Source organism: Prochlorococcus sp. MIT 1223, from assembly GCF_034092465.1.
Classification (GTDB): Bacteria; Cyanobacteriota; Cyanobacteriia; order PCC-6307; family Cyanobiaceae; genus AG-402-N21.
In genome coordinates, this window is sequence record NZ_CP139303.1 from 502,246 (window position 1) to 523,391 (window position 21,146).

Annotated in this window: 19 protein-coding genes and 1 tRNA gene; 14 read left to right on the forward strand and 6 right to left on the reverse strand. The window is 35.5% G+C overall.

What is annotated here, in order from left to right:
• The gene (lysA, locus tag SOI85_RS02750; RefSeq protein WP_320664705.1) at positions 1-1,368 is read right to left on the reverse strand and encodes a diaminopimelate decarboxylase; all 1,368 of its coding nucleotides are present in this window, start codon (positions 1,366-1,368) and stop codon (positions 1-3) included.
• A 56-nt stretch (positions 1,369-1,424) separates the two neighbouring features.
• On the opposite strand from lysA, the gene rimI reads away from it, so the two are divergent.
• The 4 genes from rimI to SOI85_RS02770 all read left to right on the forward strand — a co-directional run bounded on the left by rimI (position 1,425) and on the right by SOI85_RS02770 (position 6,707).
• Positions 1,425-1,901 (forward strand): ribosomal protein S18-alanine N-acetyltransferase, encoded by a 477-nt coding sequence (rimI, locus tag SOI85_RS02755; RefSeq protein WP_320664706.1) that lies wholly within the window; start codon positions 1,425-1,427, stop codon positions 1,899-1,901.
• Between the two features lie 199 nt (positions 1,902-2,100).
• Complete coding sequence (locus SOI85_RS02760) at positions 2,101-4,647, forward strand: ATP-dependent Clp protease ATP-binding subunit (protein WP_320664707.1); 2,547 nt, start codon at positions 2,101-2,103, stop codon at positions 4,645-4,647.
• Between the two features lie 17 nt (positions 4,648-4,664).
• Positions 4,665-5,798, forward strand: a complete 1,134-nt coding sequence (locus SOI85_RS02765) for an iron-containing alcohol dehydrogenase (RefSeq protein ID WP_320664708.1) — start codon at positions 4,665-4,667, stop codon at positions 5,796-5,798.
• A gap of 12 nt (positions 5,799-5,810) precedes the next feature.
• On the forward strand, positions 5,811-6,707 hold the full coding sequence (locus SOI85_RS02770) for an alpha/beta hydrolase (protein WP_320664709.1): 897 nt from the start codon (positions 5,811-5,813) through the stop codon (positions 6,705-6,707).
• A 48-nt stretch (positions 6,708-6,755) separates the two neighbouring features.
• On the opposite strand, the gene SOI85_RS02775 is transcribed toward SOI85_RS02770, so the two are convergent.
• On the reverse strand, positions 6,756-7,634 hold the full coding sequence (locus tag SOI85_RS02775) for a phosphatidate cytidylyltransferase (RefSeq protein WP_320664710.1): 879 nt from the start codon (positions 7,632-7,634) through the stop codon (positions 6,756-6,758).
• Positions 7,635-7,718: 84 nt separating this feature from the next.
• Entirely contained in the window at positions 7,719-9,113 is a 1,395-nt protein-coding gene (locus tag SOI85_RS02780) for an aminotransferase class I/II-fold pyridoxal phosphate-dependent enzyme (protein WP_320664711.1), read from the reverse strand.
• A gap of 98 nt (positions 9,114-9,211) precedes the next feature.
• On the opposite strand from SOI85_RS02780, the gene SOI85_RS02785 reads away from it, so the two are divergent.
• The 3 genes from SOI85_RS02785 (at position 9,212) to SOI85_RS02795 (ending at position 12,222) form a co-directional block, all read left to right on the forward strand.
• Positions 9,212-10,858, forward strand: coding sequence for an ABC1 kinase family protein (locus tag SOI85_RS02785; RefSeq protein ID WP_320664712.1), 1,647 nt, complete (start codon positions 9,212-9,214; stop codon positions 10,856-10,858).
• Positions 10,859-10,948: 90 nt separating this feature from the next.
• Positions 10,949-11,665, forward strand: coding sequence for a pseudouridine synthase (locus SOI85_RS02790; RefSeq protein WP_320664713.1), 717 nt, complete (start codon positions 10,949-10,951; stop codon positions 11,663-11,665).
• A 14-nt stretch (positions 11,666-11,679) separates the two neighbouring features.
• Positions 11,680-12,222: a helix-turn-helix domain-containing protein gene (locus SOI85_RS02795; protein ID WP_320664714.1), complete on the forward strand. Its 543-nt coding sequence runs from the start codon at positions 11,680-11,682 to the stop codon at positions 12,220-12,222.
• Positions 12,223-12,225: 3 nt separating this feature from the next.
• Here the strand turns inward: SOI85_RS02795 and malQ are convergent, their stop codons facing one another.
• Positions 12,226-13,755 carry a 4-alpha-glucanotransferase gene (gene malQ / locus SOI85_RS02800; protein WP_320664715.1) on the reverse strand — a complete coding sequence of 510 codons (1,530 nt, stop codon included), beginning with the start codon at positions 13,753-13,755 and terminating at the stop codon, positions 12,226-12,228.
• Positions 13,756-13,835: 80 nt separating this feature from the next.
• Here malQ and SOI85_RS02805 point away from each other — a divergent pair, with 80 nt between their 5' ends.
• Positions 13,836-14,006 carry a hypothetical protein gene (locus SOI85_RS02805; protein ID WP_320664716.1) on the forward strand — a complete coding sequence of 57 codons (171 nt, stop codon included), beginning with the start codon at positions 13,836-13,838 and terminating at the stop codon, positions 14,004-14,006.
• A gap of 42 nt (positions 14,007-14,048) precedes the next feature.
• Here SOI85_RS02805 and SOI85_RS02810 read toward each other — a convergent pair whose 3' ends face one another.
• Positions 14,049-14,552 carry a hypothetical protein gene (locus SOI85_RS02810; protein WP_320664717.1) on the reverse strand — a complete coding sequence of 168 codons (504 nt, stop codon included), beginning with the start codon at positions 14,550-14,552 and terminating at the stop codon, positions 14,049-14,051.
• Positions 14,553-14,651: 99 nt separating this feature from the next.
• Between SOI85_RS02810 and SOI85_RS02815 the strand changes: the two genes are divergently transcribed.
• On the forward strand, positions 14,652-15,647 hold the full coding sequence (locus SOI85_RS02815; RefSeq protein ID WP_320664718.1) for a ribose-phosphate pyrophosphokinase: 996 nt from the start codon (positions 14,652-14,654) through the stop codon (positions 15,645-15,647).
• 17 nt (positions 15,648-15,664) lie between these two features.
• On the opposite strand, the gene SOI85_RS02820 is transcribed toward SOI85_RS02815, so the two are convergent.
• Positions 15,665-16,141 (reverse strand): cAMP phosphodiesterase, encoded by a 477-nt coding sequence (locus SOI85_RS02820; RefSeq protein ID WP_320664719.1) that lies wholly within the window; start codon positions 16,139-16,141, stop codon positions 15,665-15,667.
• A 154-nt stretch (positions 16,142-16,295) separates the two neighbouring features.
• On the opposite strand from SOI85_RS02820, the gene SOI85_RS02825 reads away from it, so the two are divergent.
• From SOI85_RS02825 to zwf, 5 genes are all read left to right on the forward strand, one after another.
• Positions 16,296-17,441: a histidine kinase gene (locus tag SOI85_RS02825; RefSeq protein ID WP_320664720.1), complete on the forward strand. Its 1,146-nt coding sequence runs from the start codon at positions 16,296-16,298 to the stop codon at positions 17,439-17,441.
• A gap of 45 nt (positions 17,442-17,486) precedes the next feature.
• Positions 17,487-17,559 (forward strand) — tRNA-Glu (locus tag SOI85_RS02830).
• Between the two features lie 380 nt (positions 17,560-17,939).
• Positions 17,940-18,287, forward strand: a complete 348-nt coding sequence (locus SOI85_RS02835; protein ID WP_320664721.1) for a hypothetical protein — start codon at positions 17,940-17,942, stop codon at positions 18,285-18,287.
• Between the two features lie 154 nt (positions 18,288-18,441).
• A complete protein-coding gene (locus tag SOI85_RS02840) occupies positions 18,442-19,452 on the forward strand; it encodes an FAD-binding oxidoreductase (RefSeq protein ID WP_414477803.1) in 1,011 nt (336 codons plus the stop codon).
• A gap of 143 nt (positions 19,453-19,595) precedes the next feature.
• The gene (gene zwf, locus SOI85_RS02845) at positions 19,596-21,119 is read left to right on the forward strand and encodes a glucose-6-phosphate dehydrogenase (RefSeq protein WP_320664723.1); all 1,524 of its coding nucleotides are present in this window, start codon (positions 19,596-19,598) and stop codon (positions 21,117-21,119) included.
• Positions 21,120-21,146 lie beyond the last annotated feature (27 nt).

The following is a 21,146-nucleotide window of genomic DNA, read 5'->3' on the forward strand; positions in this document are numbered from 1 at the left end:
CTAATTAACTCCAATAAAGCGATCTGGCAGAACATCTAATCGTAATAGATCTTCTGGAGTTTCTCTTCTTTGTATAAGTTCAGAGTGACTATTACAAACAATTACAGCGGCAGGTTTTGGAATGCGATTGTAGTTTGAACTCATTGAGAAGTTGTAAGCACCTGTTCCAAACACTCCTAAAATATCGTTACTTTTAGATCGCGGTAAAGGAAAATCCTTTAATAACACATCGCCAGATTCACAATGTTTGCCTGCAATTGTCACTGTTTCCTCTGGTTGCTCGAGTGCTTTATCAACTAAGCATGCTTGGTAAGAAGATTGATAAGTAATTGGACGAGGATTATCACTCATCCCTCCATCAACAGAAATATATGTCCTTATTCCTGGTACATTTTTTCTTGAACCAATTGTATATAAAGTTATCCCCGCTGAGGCAACAAGTGATCTACCTGGTTCGCACATCAATCTAGGTAAGGCAATTTTTCTATGGTCACATTCTTGTTTCAATTTTTCAGAAATCACTCTTATCCAATCATTTATAGAAGGAGGATCATCATCATTTACGTATCTAACACCTAAACCACCTCCTATATTTATATCTTTTATATTATGGCCAATATTTAAAGCTAATTCATAAGCCTGGGCCATTACAGTCACTAAATCTTCATGCGGCTTTAATTCAAATATCTGAGAACCAATATGTGCATGCAAACCATTTAATTCTGACCATTTAGCTTCTTTTAATTCTTTTAAAATATCCTGCAATTGATCTGGATCAAATCCAAATTTACTATCTAAATGACCGGTTCGTATGTATTCATGCGTATGGCATTCTATTCCAGGGGTAAATCTAAGCATTAACTTAGCAGGCTTATCTCCAGGTCTAACAATTACTTTTAATCTTTCAATATCATAATAATTATCTATGACTATAGTTACATCATTTTTATAGGCAAAATATAATTCTTGATCAGACTTATTATTTCCATGAAAAACAATTTTATCAGGTGAAATCCCTCCATTCAATGCTGTAAGTAATTCACCTTCAGAAACAGCATCAAGTCCCATTCCTTCTGAGGAAACAATGCTACTTAAAACCAAAGAGCTATTAGCTTTTGATGCATATAAAGCCAAAGCAGGTCCTGGATAATATTTTTTCAAAGCTTCTGTATAAGCTTTACAAGAAGCCCTTAAAGATTTCTCGTCTAAAACATAAAGAGGAGTGCCATATCGTTTCGCAAGTTCACTTAAAACGCATCCCCCAACAACTAATGAGCCCTTTTGATTAACCACAGAAGAGATAGGGCATATATTTTTATTTGGGCTGTCTGAATGCCTATTCTTTTCAAATGGAATTAGGTTTTCCATGAAGAAGGTGATAAAACAAAAAAAGAAAAGTCAAATTAAAGATCTAAGAATCAGCAATGTTGAAGAAAGAAGATCTAAATCATATAAAAGAATACATCCAAGAAGAAGTTATATCAATTGGGATTCAACATCTAAATAGCTGTATAGCTCTAGATAAACTAGCTCTGAATGGAATGTGGAGCAAAGAACAATGGTCAAGAGAATTAAATGACACTCAAAGGCTATGTTTTGGAATATTTTCTCATTCAGAAATTATTGCCATGGCGACTGGCTGGATAATTGATGATGAATTACAAATCACTTCCATTGCTGTACATCCAAGTCACCAACAACGGGGACTTGGACGAAAAGTTCTGAATCAATTATTAAGTAAAGCTCATGAGTTAGGAGGTGACAAGGCATTCCTAGAAGTAAAAAGTACTAATTCCGCCGCAATATCTCTCTATCTAAGTCTTGACTTCAAAATTATTGGAGAGCGAAAAAAATACTACAAAGATGGCAGTGATGCGTTGGTTTTTTTCTGTGATTTGTAAATAAAGAAGGCCAGAAATACATGACTTCAAGCGTTCGGATAACCGAACATTTGGAACTATGTATTCCTTTGAAAAGGCTCTTCCCTATATAAGTTCAGAGAATTAAAGATTCCTGATCGAATAACTTAAGAAACACTAATTTCACAATCGACTCATAATCCTGATAAGTTAGATAAAGATGAATATGGCCGACTGAAACATGTTCGAAAGGTTTACTGAAAAGGCCATCAAGGTAATAATGCTTGCTCAAGAAGAAGCAAGACGCCTTGGTCATAATTTTGTAGGAACTGAACAAATACTTCTTGGTTTAATAGGAGAAGGAACTGGTGTTGCAGCAAAAGTACTTAAATCCATGGGAGTAAACCTTAAAGATTCAAGAGTAGAAGTTGAAAAAATAATCGGAAGAGGATCAGGTTTTGTTGCTGTAGAAATACCATTCACTCCCAGAGCTAAAAGAGTATTAGAACTTTCTCTTGAGGAGGCTAGACAGCTTGGACACAATTACATAGGAACAGAACATCTTTTACTGGGTCTTATAAGAGAAGGCGAAGGTGTCGCAGCCAGGGTATTAGAAAACCTTGGAGTGGATTTGAACAAGGTAAGAACTCAAGTTATAAGAATGCTAGGAGAGACAGCAGAAGTAGCAGCTGGAGGAGGTTCTTCCAAAAGCGGGTCAGCAAAAACAGCTACGCTAGATGAGTTTGGGACTAATCTGACCAAGCTTGCAAGTGAAGCGAAATTAGATCCAGTTGTGGGTAGACATGATGAGATTGATCGTGTTGTTCAGATTCTTGGCAGACGAACTAAAAACAATCCTGTTCTAATAGGAGAACCCGGAGTAGGAAAGACTGCAATAGCTGAAGGTTTAGCACAAAGAATCCAACAAGGAGAAATACCTGACATACTAGAAGGTAAAAGGGTTTTAACTTTAGATATTGGCCTTCTAATTGCTGGCACTAAATATAGAGGTGAGTTCGAAGAGCGTTTAAAGAAAATAATGGAGGAAATCAAAACGGCAGGGAATGTAATCCTTGTAATCGATGAAGTTCATACGCTTATAGGAGCAGGTGCTGCCGAAGGGGCTATTGATGCAGCAAATATACTAAAACCAGCCCTTGCTAGAGGAGAGCTTCAATGTATTGGAGCCACCACTCTTGACGAATATCGTAAACACATAGAACGAGACGCTGCCCTTGAAAGACGTTTTCAACCGGTAATGATTGGAGAGCCTTCAATAGAAGATACCATTGAAATTTTAATAGGACTAAGAGAAAGATATGAACAACATCACAGACTAAAAATCACAGATGAAGCGCTTAAAGCAGCCGCAAATCTTGGGGACAGATATATATCAGATAGATTTTTACCTGACAAAGCAATAGATTTGATTGATGAAGCTGGTAGCAGAGTTAGGCTTCTAAACTCAAAGCTACCTCCTGAAGCAAAAGAAGTAGATAAAGAATTACGTAAAGTACAAAAACAAAAAGAAGAAGCAGTAAGAGAGCAGGATTTTGCAAAAGCAGGAGAATTAAGAGAAACAGAAGTTAGTTTGAGAGAAAAAATAAGTAATTTACTTCAAGGCAATCGCCAAAAAAAGGAATCCACAAGTTCAAAAGAGGCAATAATTAACGATTCAGAAGAAAATAAAGGAAGTAATGTAGTGACTAATTCTCCTATGGTTAGAGAGGAAGATATAGCTCATATTGTTGCATCTTGGACTGGAGTTCCTGTTCAAAAGTTAACCGAAAGTGAATCAGTAAAATTATTAAATATGGAGGAAACACTTCATCAAAGACTAATAGGTCAAGATGAAGCAGTAAAAGCAGTTTCAAAAGCAATTAGAAGAGCAAGAGTAGGTCTTAAGAATCCAAATAGACCAATTGCAAGTTTTATATTTTCTGGCCCAACTGGAGTAGGTAAGACTGAATTAACAAAAGCCTTGGCTCAATATTTCTTTGGGAGTGAAGACGCCATGATAAGACTTGATATGTCTGAATTTATGGAGAGACATACTGTAAGTAAATTAATAGGTTCTCCTCCAGGATATGTTGGTTTTAATGAAGGTGGTCAATTAACTGAAGCGGTCAGGAGAAGACCTTACACTGTTGTTTTATTTGATGAAATTGAAAAAGCTCATCCTGATGTATTCAATCTACTTCTTCAACTATTAGAAGAAGGCAGACTTACAGATTCAAAAGGAAGGACAGTCGACTTCAAGAATACTTTGATAATAATGACCTCCAATATTGGATCAAAGGTTATAGAAAAAGGTGGGGGAGGCTTAGGGTTTGAATTCTCTGGAGAAAGCAATGAAAACAGTCAATATAACAGGATAAAATCTCTTGTTAATGAAGAACTTAAACAATACTTTAGGCCTGAGTTCTTAAATAGATTAGATGAGATAATTGTATTTAGACAGTTATCTAGAGATGAAGTTAAAGATATTGCCGAAATAATGCTGAAGGAAGTCTTTGCGAGAATCAAAGATAAAGGAATAAAATTATCAGTTTCTGAATCCTTCAAAGAAAGGCTTGTTGAAGAAGGCTATAACCCCTCTTATGGAGCAAGACCTTTACGGAGAGCTGTAATGAGACTTCTTGAAGACAGCCTTGCCGAAGAGGTTCTTTCAGGAAGAATAAAAGAGGGAGACAACGCAATTGTTGACATAGATGTGAATAAAAAAGTTGTAGTTAATCATGTACAAGAAAGTAATTCCAAACAAGAATTAGCAGGTGCAGGGATTTAAATACTATTAATTGAACAATGAGTCCTGAACTAACTAACTCATATAATTCAATTTCTCCGAATAAAGTCTTTCGAGGAGATGAAGCTTGGAAAGATGGAATGAACTATATACCTCTTATTTGCAAGTCTCCATTACTATTAGGTAAAAGCAATTCAACTTATAAAATCAGGCAAACTATATATAATGATTTAAAGGGGATAGGAATAAATCCTATAAATAGTGAATTGGAGTATGGCTGCTGTGAAGAAGATCTCCAACGTATTTCAAATATTATTTTAGAAAAAAATTGTGATTCAGTTATTGCTGCAGGAGGGGGGAAAGTTCTTGACTCAGGGAAATTGCTTGCAGACCGACTTTCGTTGCCTTGTATAACAATTCCATTAAGTGCAGCAACTTGTGCTGGATGGACTTCTTTATCAAATATTTACACCAAATTCGGTGCTTTCATTAATGATAAATCACTTAAATCATGCCCAAATGCACTAATATTTGACCATGGATTTGTTAAAAGTGCACCTAAAAGATTACTTGCAAGTGGGATTGCCGATGGGCTAGCCAAGTGGTACGAAGCATCACTAACTAGCTCAAGAAGTAACGACGGATTTGTACAACAAGCCTTACAAATGGCCAGGGTACTAAGAGATCAATTATTTATTGATGGATTAGAAGCTTACCGCAATGCAGAAAGTGATTCGTGGGTAAGAGTCGCTGAGGCTTGTGCTTTAACCGCCGGTTTAATTGGAGGGATTGGTGGAGCCAGATGCAGAACGGCAGCAGCTCATCCAATTCATAATGGTCTTACTCAACTAGAATCTCCAAAGATGGGTCTTCACGGAGAAGTAGTTGGCTTTGGAATAATTATTCAACTACACCTTGAAGAAAGATATTCCAAAAACAAGTTAGCAACGCAGGCAAAGGGACAATTAATAAAATTTTTAAAAGAAATCAATCTGCCAACAACTGGCAAAGAATTAGGTATAGAAAATATCTCAAGCGAAGATCTACAAAAAGTCTCTAACTTTTCATGCAATCAAAACTCTGAAATTCATTTACTTCCATTCAAAATAAATAAAGATGTAATTAAACAAGCAATAATGGATAATATTTCTGAAAAAACATTTGGTAAACTTTCAGATATTAAAATCCAATAGATGCTCTCTGAATTGACTAAAAAAGAAATTTCATCAAAACAACAATTAACACAATTAAAGGATAAACTTTTAGACCCATTGGCTAGAGACTTAGCTGACAAAGTTAAATGGGTTTTTCTAAAGGGATTCTCAAAGGATAAAGATGAATTATATCCAATTGCAGAAATAGGAGAAGGCCCTCCCATACTGATGTTGCACGGTTTTGATAGCTGTTTCCTAGAGTTTAGAAGGATTGCACCACTATTAAAAGATAAGCATAAATTGATTATTCCTGACTTATATGGTTTTGGTTTTTGCCCTCGTCCATATAAAAGCAATTATGGAATCGATTCCTTAATATCACATCTTTCAAAAGTTATTATTAATTATGAGAATAGTTATCCCTTCGGGATAATAGGAGCTTCAATGGGAGGGTGTTTAGCATTAGATTTAGCAAGAAAGAATCCAAAAGGAATAGATCGTATTCTATTAATATCTCCAGCAGGTATTTCTACTAAACAATCAAAAGTACCTTGGCCTTTAGATCAATTTGGCACTTGGTTCCTAAAGCAAAAATTTGTCAGGAAGAGTCTTTGTAAGCAAGCTTTTGCAAACCCAAATAAAAATGTAGGCAAAGAAGAAGAAGAAATTGCATCTATTCATTTAAAGGTACCAGGATGGCAAAGATCACTAGCAACATTCGCGCGGAACGGAGGAATATCTAATTTAGGCAAGTCAAATCCTCCTCAACCTATTGATCTAATATGGGGAGCAAACGATAGAATAATTACAAAAGATATTAGAAAAGAATCAACAATTTTATTAGGGAAAGATCTAAAAGAAATAAATGAATGTGGACATCTTCCACATTTAGAGATGCCAAATTTAGTAGCAAATCATTGGCATATTTTTAATCAATATTATAAATAGATTAAAGAATAGCCTAATTGAGACTTAAATATTTCAATCTATACCTAATTAAAGTTTTCCAATTAATGTCAAGACATAGTAAATAACTGCTGGAGTAAAGAGATAGCTATCTATTCTATCTAATATACCTCCATGGCCAGGTAAAATGTTGCCAGAGTCCTTAAGCCCTGCATCTCTTTTCATCATTGATTCTGTCAAGTCTCCAACTAAAGCAAATAAAGAAACCAAAAGACCCAGCAAGCAACTTACAAGTGTAGGAATAGGTAAATTCAAATATTTTATGGATAAGGCTCCAATCAATATTGAGCAAAAAAGTCCTCCTATAGCGCCCTCAATTGTTTTAGATGGTGAGATTGGAGATAAAGACGTTTTCCCATAATTCCTACCTAGAAAATAAGAGCCAATATCAAAAGCTACTATCATAAAACATACACTAAGTGTTATTGACATACCAACATTGATTACTTGTGAAGGAGATATTAAATACTGATTAAGACTATTAAATAAAGTGATGTCATTAATATTTCTTAGTTTCAACCAATGGCTCGGTAAATAACCCAAATAAAAAAGTCCAAATATTGAAGATGCAATATCTGCTATTGAGCCTGTTTTTGGTTGCAATAACAACCAACCACATATAGCCGCTCCAGATAAAGGTAAGACTGCCAAAGTTAGAGAGTCAGAAACAACCCCATCTATTCCTAGTTGAGTAGTCAATAACAAAAGCTGGCAAGCGACTAAAGTTGTTTTTGTAGCAGGCCTTATTCCAGTAAATTCAGCCATCCTAAAGAACTCAAGGAGAGCCAAATGGACAATAACTCCCAAAGAAACTGCAAACCACCATCCTCCAAGAGTTACGACTATTAAGCCAAACCCTCCTGCCGCTAAACCACTGCTAAAACGCTTATTTAAAAACCTTTTTAACATCAAAAATAAAATTAATTTCTGAAACTGCAGCTAAAAATAATTGATATTTTAAAGCACTATAGAAATTTAAAAGTGATAGCAAAGTCATACTACAACCCTAATGTGAGAGGGTATTTGGTCAGGCCATAAAGAACTTTGTAGCAAAAGCCAATCAACATATTTTTTTTCCAACAATTCACCTGGTATAAGCATAGGTATACCAGGGGGATATGGAGATAAAATTTGAGCAGAAGTTCTCCCCACAGAATCCTGCAATCTAATTAATTCACTGGTTCTCCTAAAAGCCGAAAAACAAGAAACTTTCGGCACCGTTACAATTGGAAAGGGTGGAGCAGAAAAAGGAGGAGAAGGTATTCCTGACGAATATAACGAAACAGCTTCATCCCAATATCTTTTCAAAATACTTACCAAGTCATCTTGAGAAGAAAACCCCAAACAAAAAGTTAAACAGCCAGGCTCTGGTAACTCAGCTATTAGTCCTTTAGAAATCATCCATTCATCAACTTTAAAACCAGATATACCTACTTTTGCAGTATGTAAAAGTAGTCTCAAAGGATCTTGGTTTTCAAGCAATGGAACTCCTTTTTGAACAAGTTCCTCAAATATAGATTTGGCTGAATTTATTCGTTTAATAAAGATTTTTCTAGTTGAATTATTTTTTAAATCTCTAAGAGAAGCTTCACAAGAAGCTAACAATAAGGAACTCGGACTTGTAGTTTGAATTATGCCAAGGTTCTTTTCTAGATTCTCTGGGTCAATACGATTTCCTTTAAGCCAAATTACTGCAGTTTGGCAAAGCCCATTTGCAGATTTGTGCAATGAATGAACAACAATATCTGCTCCAGCATCTAAGCCAGAGTTAGGTAATTGGCTTAATCCCATTGTAAAATGAGAACCATGAGCCTCGTCAATAATTACAGGTATAGATTTGCTATGTAGAAATTTTACTAGAGGATATATATCTTTTGAATATCCCTGATAAGAAGGGTTTACTAATATTGCCCCTGAAATAAAAGGGGTATTTGCAGGCAAAGAGTCTAAGACTTTATTAAGAAGAAGAGCATCTGGTGGAACAAAATGCCCTCTATCCTCTAAAAATGGCAAGTTGAAAAGTATTGGTTTTATATCTCCAAGGACACAAGCCTGAATAATGCTCTTATGAACATTTCTTGGCATCAGTAATCCAGTACCTGGATTTGCTATGGAAAGGATTGCTGCTTGCAAAAGACCAGTCGCTCCATTTACTCCATACCAACAATGATCAGCACCAAAAGATTCTGCTGATAAATTCTGACTTTCAGCTACTACCCCATTTGATATGAGAGGTCCTCCAAAAGAAGGTAGTTCAGGTAAGTCCCACAAACCTGGCTTTAAACTCAAAAGTGATTTCAAAGATATTGGCAACGCATCTCCCCTTCCGTGGGCAGGTAAGAAAAGATTTTTCTCTCTATGAATCGACAAAAAAGAGGAAATTTCCATAAAATATATATGTGCAACAAATTCTTTCTACCAAAATTCAATTCACTTAGCTGAACATCTAAAACAAGTTTTCTTAAATGAGAACATAAGATATATCTATGAATTACAACTTTGAGCGAGATCTTAATTGGTTGATCATTAGGCCTTGGATCTGGATACCCAGAATTACATATATCATTTATTCTTTGCTTGCCCTCACTATAAACCTGTTAATCCGAGGTTCCAGTAGCAATCCTGAGGTACAGAAAAATCTTGCTAAAAAGATCTTTAGCACACTTATTGACCTTGGCCCTTGCTTTATTAAAGTTGGTCAGGCTCTTTCAACAAGACCAGACCTATTAAGAAGAGATTGGCTTGAAGAACTTACTAAACTCCAAGACAATCTCCCAGCCTTTGACCATGACAAAGCTATTCATATAATACAAACAGAGTTAGAAAGTAATGTCGATAATTTATTTGAAGAGTTTCCTAATAGTCCAATTGCATCAGCAAGTTTAGGACAAGTTTACAAGGCTAATTTATATGGAGATTACTATGTTGCAGTTAAAGTTCAAAGACCTAATTTAGAATTTATAATCAAAAGAGATCTAGTATTAATTAAAATACTTGGTATAATTAGCAGCCCAATTTTACCATTAAACCTTGGAGTAGGTTTAGGTGAAATTATTGATGAATTTGGCAAAAGCTTATTTGAAGAAATTGACTACAGAAAAGAAGCTCTTAACGCTAAAAGGTTTTCAAAGCTATTTAACAATAATCCCACTGTAACAGTACCAAAAGTAGAAGATAACCTTTCAACATCTAAGGTGATATGTACAAGTTGGATTGATGGAATAAAAATAAGTAATAAAGATGAGCTTATTGCAAATAGCATTGAACCCTCTTCAATTATTAGGACTGGTGTGATAAGTGGAATAAGGCAGCTTCTTGAATTTGGATATTTTCATGCTGATCCACATCCAGGAAACATGTTTGCATTGACGGGGAATACTGGCGACTCAGGGCACCTTGCTTATGTAGATTTTGGTATGATGGATACTATTTCCGAGAAAGACCGGCTAACATTAACAGAAGCAATTGTTAATTTAATAAATGCAGATTTCTATTCAGTTGCATTAAATTTTCAACAACTTGGATTCTTAAATAGCTCACAGGATTTAGAACCTATTGTTCCAGTTCTCAAGGAAGTCCTTGGGGGAGCGATGGATAAAGATGTGTTTTCTTTTAATTTTAAAGAAATTACAAATAAGTTTTCAGAGCTTATGTTTGATTACCCTTTTAGAGTACCCGCAAGATTTGCCTTAATTATTAGAGCAGTTATAAGCCAAGAAGGTCTTGCCCTAAAGTTAGATTCTAATTTTCAAATAGTTAGCCTTGCCTATCCTTATGTTGCAAAAAGATTATTAACATCAGATGAAACCGAGATGTTAGAAATACTGCTTCAGGTAATCTTTAATAAAGACGGATCTCTAAGAGTAAGCAGGCTAGAAAATCTTTTTGATGTTCTAATAAAAGACTCAGATTCATCTAACGAAGAACTTCTACCTGTAGCCAGTGCAAGTTTAAAGTTAATACTTGGATCAAGGGGTTCACAGATTAGAAAAAATCTTTTACTAAGCCTAATTAAAGATGAAAAAATAAATATAAGTGAAATAAAAGAACTGATTAAGCTAGTTAAGAAAACATTTAATCCTAAAGCTATTACAAGTAGTGTGATAAAAAGAATAAATCCATTATACTTATAGTTTTGAAACTTTTTCTACCCCCGGTAGGCTTAATTAAGCTTATATATATTGATAAAGCATCAAATATATATCTTTTCAACTAATCTAAGAATGAGAGAAAGAATTCAAAAGTTAATAGCTAGAGCTGGAGTATCCTCAAGAAGGAATGCAGAAATCCTAATAAAGAAAGGCCTGGTCGAGATAAATGGGATCAAGGCTGTTCTCGGTGATAAAGCCGATCCAGAGTTAGATGAATTAATTGTTAATGGGCGGATTATTAATTTAAAAGTTGATGATAAAGTTATTTTATTAAATAAGCCAAAGGGAATAATCTGTACTTCTTTTGACCAGAAAGGCAGGATAACAATTATGGACTTATTCCCCAAGCATTTAAGGAACACTCTTCATTCTGTCGGCAGATTAGATCAATATAGTAGAGGAGCAATTCTTTTGACGAATAAAGGAAAATTAACCCTTAAGTTAACTCATCCTAGATTCTCACATATAAAAAAATATAAAGTATTAATTAAAGGTTTAATATCTGAAACTCTTATAGAAGAATGGAGAAATGGGGTTCTACTAGATGATAAATATACAATGCCTGCAGATGTTAACTTGATATATCATTTCAAAAATAAGAATCAAAGCTTAATTAAAGTAGCTTTAAAAGAAGGAAGGAATCGGCAGATAAGGCGGATTGGAGATAAAATAGGTCATCAAATAATAGACATACAAAGAGTAGCAATTGCAAATATACATTTAAATAATCTTAAAGAAGGTGATTGGAGACATCTCGAAAGAAGAGAATGGGAGCATTTGCTTCTTTGAGAAGAGCAGTGATTATGAGAATTTCAAATCTTGTTAAATCAGAAGAAGAGTCTGAAGATAGACCAAGATCTAATTCAGATGAATCTGATTTTCTAAATGCTTGTAAATTAATTACAGCGCAAAGAGAAAAGTATGGATATAGCATAAATGCTTTATCTAAAAAAACTAGAATCTCAATATACGTTCTAAATTCTTTAGAGAAAGGTCGTAAAAATGGTTTTCCTGAGAAAACTTTTCTCAGGAAAATGTTACAAGAGATAGAGACTGAGTTGTTTTTGCCAAAACTAAGCTTGAATCCAATTCTAAAAAATTCAGAATCGCCAAAAAGAATCATAAAATCAATTGAATTTAACCCACTTAATATTTCTTTATTAAGTTCATGGAAAGGAAGCCTTGCATATTTATTGTTAATTTTCATAGCTATATTTAGCCTGAATAAACAACAACAATTTCTTCTTAAGATAAATAGTAAAACGATTGAGCCTTTAGATAGCTCTTCCCTTTCAAATGATGCTAATATTAAAATTTTAGAAGAAAATGATCTGAATAATAATTAGCTTTTAAATTAAATCCAAAGCATCTTCAAATGATCTATTAAATGCTCTTGAGCTTTCTCCAAACTTAAAAATTGAATTATTAGTAACTGAATCAAAAGACTTCAACCTCCATTGCCAATTGTTTTCTATAGTCCCAGGCGTATTCAACCTTGATTTATCATCCAAATTAAGCAAGTCTTGCATTGGTGCGACAAAGAGCCTGGCTTCAGTAGATAGGCCTATTTTTATAATCTTCCAGCATAGTGATTCTCCATCTTCTGATACTCTCTGCAAAATACGGGTCTTAATTTCTTGATCAATGTTTTGTAACCAACCAAATGTTGTGGAATTATCATGAGTTCCACTATATACAATCCAATTATTTCCTTTTATGTTTTCAGGTAAATATGGATTATCCAAATTGCCATCAAATGCAAATTGAAGGATCTTCATTCCAGGTAATTTAAAATAATCTCTTAGGCACTCAACCTTTGGAGTAATCAAACCTAAATCTTCTGCGACTAAAGGTAATTTACCTCTACAATCTTTCTCAAGAAGACTTAATAGTTTCAACCCAGGAGAAGACCTCCAATATCCTTTCTGAGCAGTTTCATTATTACCTGGAACAGCCCAATATGAATCAAGAGCTCGAAAATGATCTACCCGTAATAAATCAACTTGTTTTAGATGTCGACTAACTCTATTTCTCCACCATGCAAATCTAGATGACCTGTGTTTAGCCCATCTATATACAGGAGTCCCCCACAACTGACCTGTATCAGAGAAATAATCGGGAGGGACTCCACTCTGCAGACTAAGATCTCCATTCTTAAACGTTGAGAAGAGAGATTTATTACTCCAGACATCTGCACTGTCCCTTGAAACATAAAAAGGCAAATCGCCAAAGAGTACTACTCCTAGTTCATTTGCTAATTTTCTTAATGCATTCCATTGCCTGTCTAAATGCCATTGAAGTAAGCAATGTTCCAATAATTTATGACTAGTCATCAAGTCTTCATTTTTATAATCATTCTTACTAAAAGATGATTCCCATTCCCACCATGCAAGTCCATTATTTTCTCGACGAATTTGCATGTAGATGGCATGGTCTTTTAACCAAAACTGACCTTGAGTCCAATACTTAAACTCATTGTGCCTTTCTATACTTTGGTTATTCCAACAATCTCGTAGATGCTCTCCGATCTTATTACTTCTTAAATCAGCTAAAGCAAAATCTACTTTGCTATTAGTCTCTCCAGCTCCAGGTAATTCATTGACTATAGAAGAAGGAAGGAACCCTTCTTCTACCAAATCGTTAACATCAATAAACCAAGGGTTGTAGGCAAAACTTGAGGGAGAACTATAAGGGGAACCAAGCGCATCTGGAGGAGCTAAGGGCAAGAACTGCCAAACCCCTATTCCATTCCCCGCAAGTAATCGCAACCACTGTCTAGCAGCTAAGCCAAATGTTCCGCAAACAGGGCTATTGGGCAAAGAAGATGGATGCAATAAAACACCAGAGGACCTTGGCTTTTTTAAATTATCTTGTTTCATTAATAGTCATAATAAAAAGAAATGAGCTTTCCTATAATTATTAAAAACATAAATATTTAAAAAAGAAGTATTTATCTCTAATGCGACAACTTTTAGGAAAATTCCCAGGAAAAACAATACATATATTTGGAGTTGCCATAGGAGGTTTTTGGTTAACAGGAGTAGTCCTTAACTTTTTCCCACTTGAACCTAAGCAATCAATAAATCGAGATGTTCAAGAAGATATAAGTGTTTTATATGATAATAATTAAATTATGACACGTTTATAATGTTTGGAAAGATATTCCTATAGTTTAAATTGATAACAAGCTAATTCTTTGCATTAATTTATTTACTATTAATTTAGTCTCTAATGAATATAAATTCTGATCTTTATCTTTATTAACTGGAAGTAGTCCACACCAAGGAAGACCATCTAAAGATCTACTATGACTATTCCAATTCCCGCCTAATTGGATAATACCAATTAATGGTACAGATAGTTGCTTACATAAAGCTACATATGCAGCTGATTGACCAGAGATATGACCATCTTCGGAAGGGGAAGAGAAAAGAATAGTAGGCATTCTCCATGCTCCTAAGGCCTCTATCCAGCTCTCACCATTTTCATTAGTAAAAGCTATATCTCCTATCAACTGAAAAAGTCCTTGCTTTTTATGTATTGAACTGATGATCTTATTAGGCGACTCTTTGCAAAGATATTTTTCAAATTCCCCTCCCCAAAAGGCTGACAGGGATTGAGATCCTACAGAAAAATCAGAATCAATTACTTCTCCGGCTCCTGCCAAAAAAGGCATAAAACAAATCACAGTCCAAAGATAAGGTTATTAATTAATCTGGATAGTGGCAAGGAGAGGCCTACGATAAGATATAACTTTTTCATATGCGGCGTGACCGTGACTAGTTTTCTCACAGCTGCTTCTACTGAAAAAGACAAAGTCAAGCTCGACACTAGAAGGCTAAGGCTTATAAGTGGATCTTCGAACCCTGATTTAGCAAAAGAAATCGCCTCATATCTTGGAATAAATGACGTACCTCTTGTTTCAAAACGATTCGCGGATGGTGAGTTATATGTTCAAATTCAACAGTCCATAAGAGGCTGTAATGTATTTCTAATACAGCCAACATGCGCTCCAGTAAATGACAGCTTAATGGAGCTAATGATTATGGTTGATGCCTGCAAAAGGGCATCAGCGAGCCAAATAACAGCTGTAATTCCATATTTTGGATATGCGAGAGCAGATAGAAAGACAGCCGGAAGAGAGTCCATAACAGCAAAATTAACTGCCAACCTACTTGTGCAGTCTGGAGTAGACAGAGTGCTTGCAATGGACCTTCATTCTGCGCAAATACAAGGATATTTTGATATTCCCTGCGATCACATTTATGGTTCGCCTGTTCTGGTCGATCACCTATCAAAAAAAGACCTTGGAGAAGTTGTTGTTGTTTCTCCTGATGTTGGAGGAGTTGCAAGAGCAAGAGCTTTTGCTAAGCAAATGAAAGATGCACCTCTCGCAATAATTGATAAAAGAAGATCAGGGCATAATGTTGCTGAGAGTCTTACTGTTATAGGAGAAGTTTCTAACAGAACGGCAATATTAATAGACGATATGATTGATACTGGAGGAACTATTTTCGCTGGCGCAGAACTACTAAGGAAAGAAGGAGCTAATAGAGTTATAGCCTGTGCATCTCATGCTGTTTTCTCTCCACCTGCATATGAAAGGTTATCCAAGGAAAATCTTTTCGAACAAGTCATTGTAACCAATAGTATTCCAGTCCCTTCTGACTCACATTTTTCACAATTAGAGATCCTATCAGTAGCTAATATGCTAGGTGAAGCTATATGGAGAATTCATAAAGAAAGCTCTGTAAGTTCTATGTTTAGATAACAAATTAAAGGTGTATTTTATTTCTTACTCTTTTTCTGCTTTTTTATAAATTCCTTAAATTGCTTTTTAGATTTATCAGGTACTTGTTTTGGGCAAAACTTTATAGCACCTTCAACAATTTGAATCTCAGCGCTCATGTATAACTGCTTTGGTGTTAATTTACTATCAGGGATTTCACTAACAAGACCACCATGCTTCTGGTCAATTACATCTGCAAAAGTTGCTGAAGATATCCCTAACGCTTTCGGGAATTCTATTTCTGCCATTCTTGCTCTACAAAAATAATTAATGCTTATCTGTCTATACAAAAAAGTATCTTCTTGTGTAGCCGGATTAACTTGAATCTCTACGTCGTTTTTGTTTTTAGAAGATCTTTCTCTTGCTGTCCCTGAGATGGTTAGCCCCAAAAACGTGATTGGTACAATTGTTAAGGCTATTAAAAAAGCCTTAAAAGAAGGAATAAAAGTTTTTCTCAAAGGTTCTAGTAGAAGCAATATGCCAAAGATTCTAGTTGGATGATCTATGACTCAACTAATAATTACACGATCTATGCAATGTAGTAAATGATCGATGAATACTTATTAGGCGATCAAGAAATTGTTTCATAATCTCTTAAGGTGAATAGAGACAGCAAGACTTTTTAACTCCTTGACTTGGCGCGAAGAAAAAACAAAGGAGCTAAACCTTCTTCTAGTGGCTAGCCGCCATCACCTCTCCAGAGGTGATTTAAAATCATTAATTCAATTTCTAGAAAGCGAAGATACAGGTTTTCAAATCAATTTAAAAATCTTAGAACCCAGTGATAATCCTGAAATACTCGAATTACATAAAATTATCGCTGTTCCAGCTCTAGTAAAAATTGCACCTTATCCAAAACAAATATTTGCGGGAAGTTCACTTTTTGAACAATTAAAGACTTGGCTTCCAAGATGGAAACAAGAAGGATTTGTTACGGCCAATGATCTTGCTTCTAATTCGATAGAGATAAATAGCGAAAGTCGCACACAAAAGGAACTTCAACTAGAGGATGAAGTTTTATTCCTAAGACAAGAAAACGAAACTCTCACGGACAGAGTTCAATCTCAAGAACGCTTACTAAGAATGGTTGCCCATGAATTAAGAACTCCACTAACGGTTGCGACCTTAGCTGCTCAAAGTCAGAAACTTGGGCAAATATCTATTTCAAAATTTCAAGATGTCCTGAAAAGGCGCTTAGAAGAAATTGAACTACTTTCCAAAGATCTTCTTGAAGTAGGAAGTACCCGATGGGAAGCATTATTTAATCCTCAAAAGATAAAGCTAGCAAGCATATCTGCTGAAATAATTCTTGAGCTAGAAAAGCTTTGGCTAAAAAGAAATATAGAGATCCATACAGATATCCCCTCTGATCTTCCAAATGTTTTTGCTGATCAAAGAAGAATTGGCCAAGTCCTCTTAAACCTTATTGAAAATGCTCTTAAATATTCAGAGGATGGTGGAAAAATTTCTATAACAATGCTTCATAGAACCAATCAATGGGTTGAAATAAGTATTTGTGACAATGGACTAGGAATTCCTCAAGAAGAGCAAAAACGTATTTTTCTAGATCGCGTACGACTACCACAAACTTCAGAGAGGACTTCAGGTTTTGGAATTGGTTTATCAGTTTGCAGAAGAATTGTTGAAGTACATGGTGGAAGAATTTGGGTCGTTTCTGAAATAGGAAAAGGAGCTTGCTTCTTTTTTACTCTTCCTGTCTGGCAAGGAGCAGATAAGACAGAAGGAACCTTGACGAGTGGTGATGTTGGAACTTAGTTTTCAGGTGTGATCATTGTCACAAGTAGAATGGTTAACAGTCTTGGCCCCATCGTCTAGAGGCCTAGGACACCTCCCTTTCACGGAGGCGACAGGGGTTCGAATCCCCTTGGGGCTACTTAGTTTTTCAGTTTAAACTCAGAAGGAATTTTAAAAGTTTGTTTCTTTTGTAGATACAGCTTTATTCCGTATAACTATTAATTTCACCTTCTGTTTTTATTTGAAAAGTCTTTAATGCGCAAAAAAATCTAGAAATTCTGACTTTTATAAAATATAGAAACAAAAGCTTCCTTCTTAGAAAGAACTAGTTGATTTACCAAAGTCCACCTAAGAATATGAATTATTTTCATAGGAGAAAAAATGCCCAAAAAGATGTAAAAAGACTAAATGAAAGAAAATTATCAAGTTGTGCCAATCTCAAAAGGTGAACTTTCGAATGAGCTTTTCTACTAAAGGATCAAAAAAATTGGTATCCTCTCTATCTAATATCAGTTATTGATGGCTTACTCTGAAATAAAAGTAATTGCAGGTGGTCTTGCTCACATACCAATAATAATTGGTTTTTTTTATTTCATACAGAACAAAGTATTCGCTAGGAAAACTGAAATTTCAAAAGCCTCAAACACAAAAACTGAAAGGACTACCACCACTAGTAAAAAGGATTTAAATTCATCACCAACGACCTCTAACTCTTCAAAGAAGTTAGAAAAATCTAAGCCCGCAGAAATCTCAAAGAAGTCTGTTGAAAAACCTTTAAATCCAAAGACTTCTAATGAAAACTCAAGCTCTCCTAGCCAGGAATCTTCCTACAAGGAATCTCCATCTTCAAACAAGTTGGATCAATAGGCATTATTTAAGTTAACTTCATTTAAAAAATCCCATGTATATCACTTTCGCATCATTGCTAAGCACTCCAGCTCCTACAGCAGTTTTAGCTGGTATTGGTTCTATTTTACTTTTTGCAATTGTAGGGCTCGTTGTTGGTCCTGACTATGATGGAATGAATGCTCCAGCCATAAAAACAAAAAAACAAGTAAATAAATCTCAAGAGAAAGAAACAGTTTCCAAAAATTCATTATCCAAAGAAGATTCAGTATCTAAGCCAATCAAGAAAAAACCACATGCTGACGTACCCATAAATACTTACAAACCAAAAGCACCTTTCTTAGGTACTGTCACTGAGAACTACACAGCCCTAAAAGAAGGAGCAATTGGAAAAGTCCAACACATTACATTTGATCTATCAGATTCAGATCCTTTTCTAAATTATGTGGAAGGTCAAAGCATTGGAATAATTCCTGCAGGTGAAGATAATAAAGGTAAACCGCATAAACCAAGGCTATATTCAATAGCCAGTACAAGGCATGGTGATAATTTCGCTGGCAATACAGTTTCCTTGTGTGTTCGCCAACTTCAATATGAAAAAGATGGTGAAACTATTAACGGGGTTTGTTCTACTTATCTTTGCAATCTTTCAAAAGGAGACAAAGTAAAGATCAGTGGTCCAGTTGGGAAGGAGATGCTTCTTCCTGAAGAAGAAGATTCGAACATTATTATGTTTGCCACTGGAACAGGCATTGCTCCAATGAGAGCCTATCTACGTAAAATGTTTGAACCAATGGAAAGAGAAAAAAATAATTGGAACTTCAAAGGTAAAGCCTGGTTATTTATGGGAGCACCAAAAACAGCAAATCTTCTATACAACGATGACTTTGAACATTACAAAAAGCAATTCCCTGAAAACTTAATTTATACAAAAGCTATAAGCAGAGAGCAAAACAATTCGAAGGGGGGAAGGATGTATATACAAGACAGGGTGTTAGAGCACTCTGAAGAAATATTCAATATGATTGAAAATCCAAAAACACATATTTACTTATGTGGATTGAAAGGTATGGAACCTGGAATAGATGAAGCCATGACTACTGCTGCAGCGGCCAAAGGACTTAACTGGTCAGAACTAAGGCCTCAACTAAGGAAAGCTGGTAGATGGCATGCTGAGACTTACTAAAGAAGCAATGAATTTAGGAAGAATTTGATTTCAATCAACCAAAATTAAATTTTGGGCATCCGAGAATAAAATGTAGCTATATAGCCAATAGCTCTTTGAATTGTTAGAAAGATAGGTTCCATCGGCTGATGGTTAATTACTAAATGAATACGCCGATAACAAATCCTCTTAGAGTTGGGCTAAGGCAAGAAAGAGTTATTTCTCCACAATGCCTAGTTATTTTTGGAGCAAGCGGAGATCTAACCCATAGGAAATTAGTGCCGGCCTTATTCGAGCTTTATAAACAACGCAGATTGCCCAGTGAATTTGCAGTGCTTGGTTGTGCACGCAGACCATGGACTGATAATGAATTTAGATTAAAAATGGCAATTACTTTAAAAGAAAAGATTGAAGAAAGTCCATTAGATTGGGAAGAATTCTCCTCTAAGCTCTTTTATGAACCTGTAGATCTACAAAAACCAGAGGATGTTGTAAATCTTGGGCAAAGACTAGAAGGAATAGACAGATTGCAAGCCACACATGGAAATAGAACTTTCTATCTTTCAGTAGCTCCTAAGTTTTATGGGCCTGGATGTAAAGCACTTTCTTCTGCAGGCCTATTAAATGATCCCAAGAGGAGCAGAGTCGTTATCGAGAAACCTTTTGGAAGAGACTACAGCAGTGCTAGAGCTCTTAATCAACTAGTACAAGGCTGCTGCCAAGAAAGCCAAGTTTTTAGAATCGATCACTATCTAGGCAAGGAAACAGTTCAAAATATTCTTGTAATGAGATTTGCTAACACAATTTTTGAGCCCATTTGGAATCGAAATTATATTTCAAGTGTTCAAATTACAAGTTCAGAGACGGTTGGAGTTGAAGATAGAGCTGGGTATTACGAAAGCTCAGGAGCCTTGAGAGATATGGTTCAAAATCATATGACTCAAATGCTCGCTCTTACCGCTATGGAACCACCTGGACATTTTGACCCGGAGGCCATTCGAAATGAAAAAGCAAAAGTACTACATGCAACAAGATTGGCTGATGAGTTAAAGCCTTGGAATTGCTGTGTTCGAGGTCAATATGCAAAGGGTGGCAATCAAAAAAACCCTTTACGTGGATATAGAGAAGAGCCTGGAGTAGATCCAAGCAGCACAACAGAGACTTATGTTGCAATGAAAGTCTTTATTAATAATTGGAGATGGCAAGGAGTACCTTTTTTTATACGCACAGGGAAGAGACTCGCAAAGCGATTAAGTGAAGTTGTGCTTACTTTTAGGGAAGCACCAGTACATCTATTCGACTCCGCAGGAGGAAGTCCTACTTCAAATCAATTAATTCTGAGAATTCAACCTAATGAAGGTGCTGAATTTAAATTCGAAGTAAAATCTCCTGGATCTGGAATGAAAAGCAGGCCAGTTGAAATGGAATTTTCATATGATCAGTCCTTTGGAGAGCCTTCCGATGAAGGTTATGTAAGGCTTTTAGCGGACGCAATGCTTGGAGACCCAACTCTTTTTACCAGAAGTGATGAAGTAGAAGCTGCATGGCGACTCTATACGCCTCTATTGGAATTAATTGAAGATGTTCCATGGCAATTGCCTGTTCACCAATATGAATCACGAACTTGGGGACCAGCAGAAGCAGATGCTCTTCTTGCTAGAGACCGACTTCTTTGGCGAAGGCCATAACTCAAAGCCTTATTCATAATTTCATAA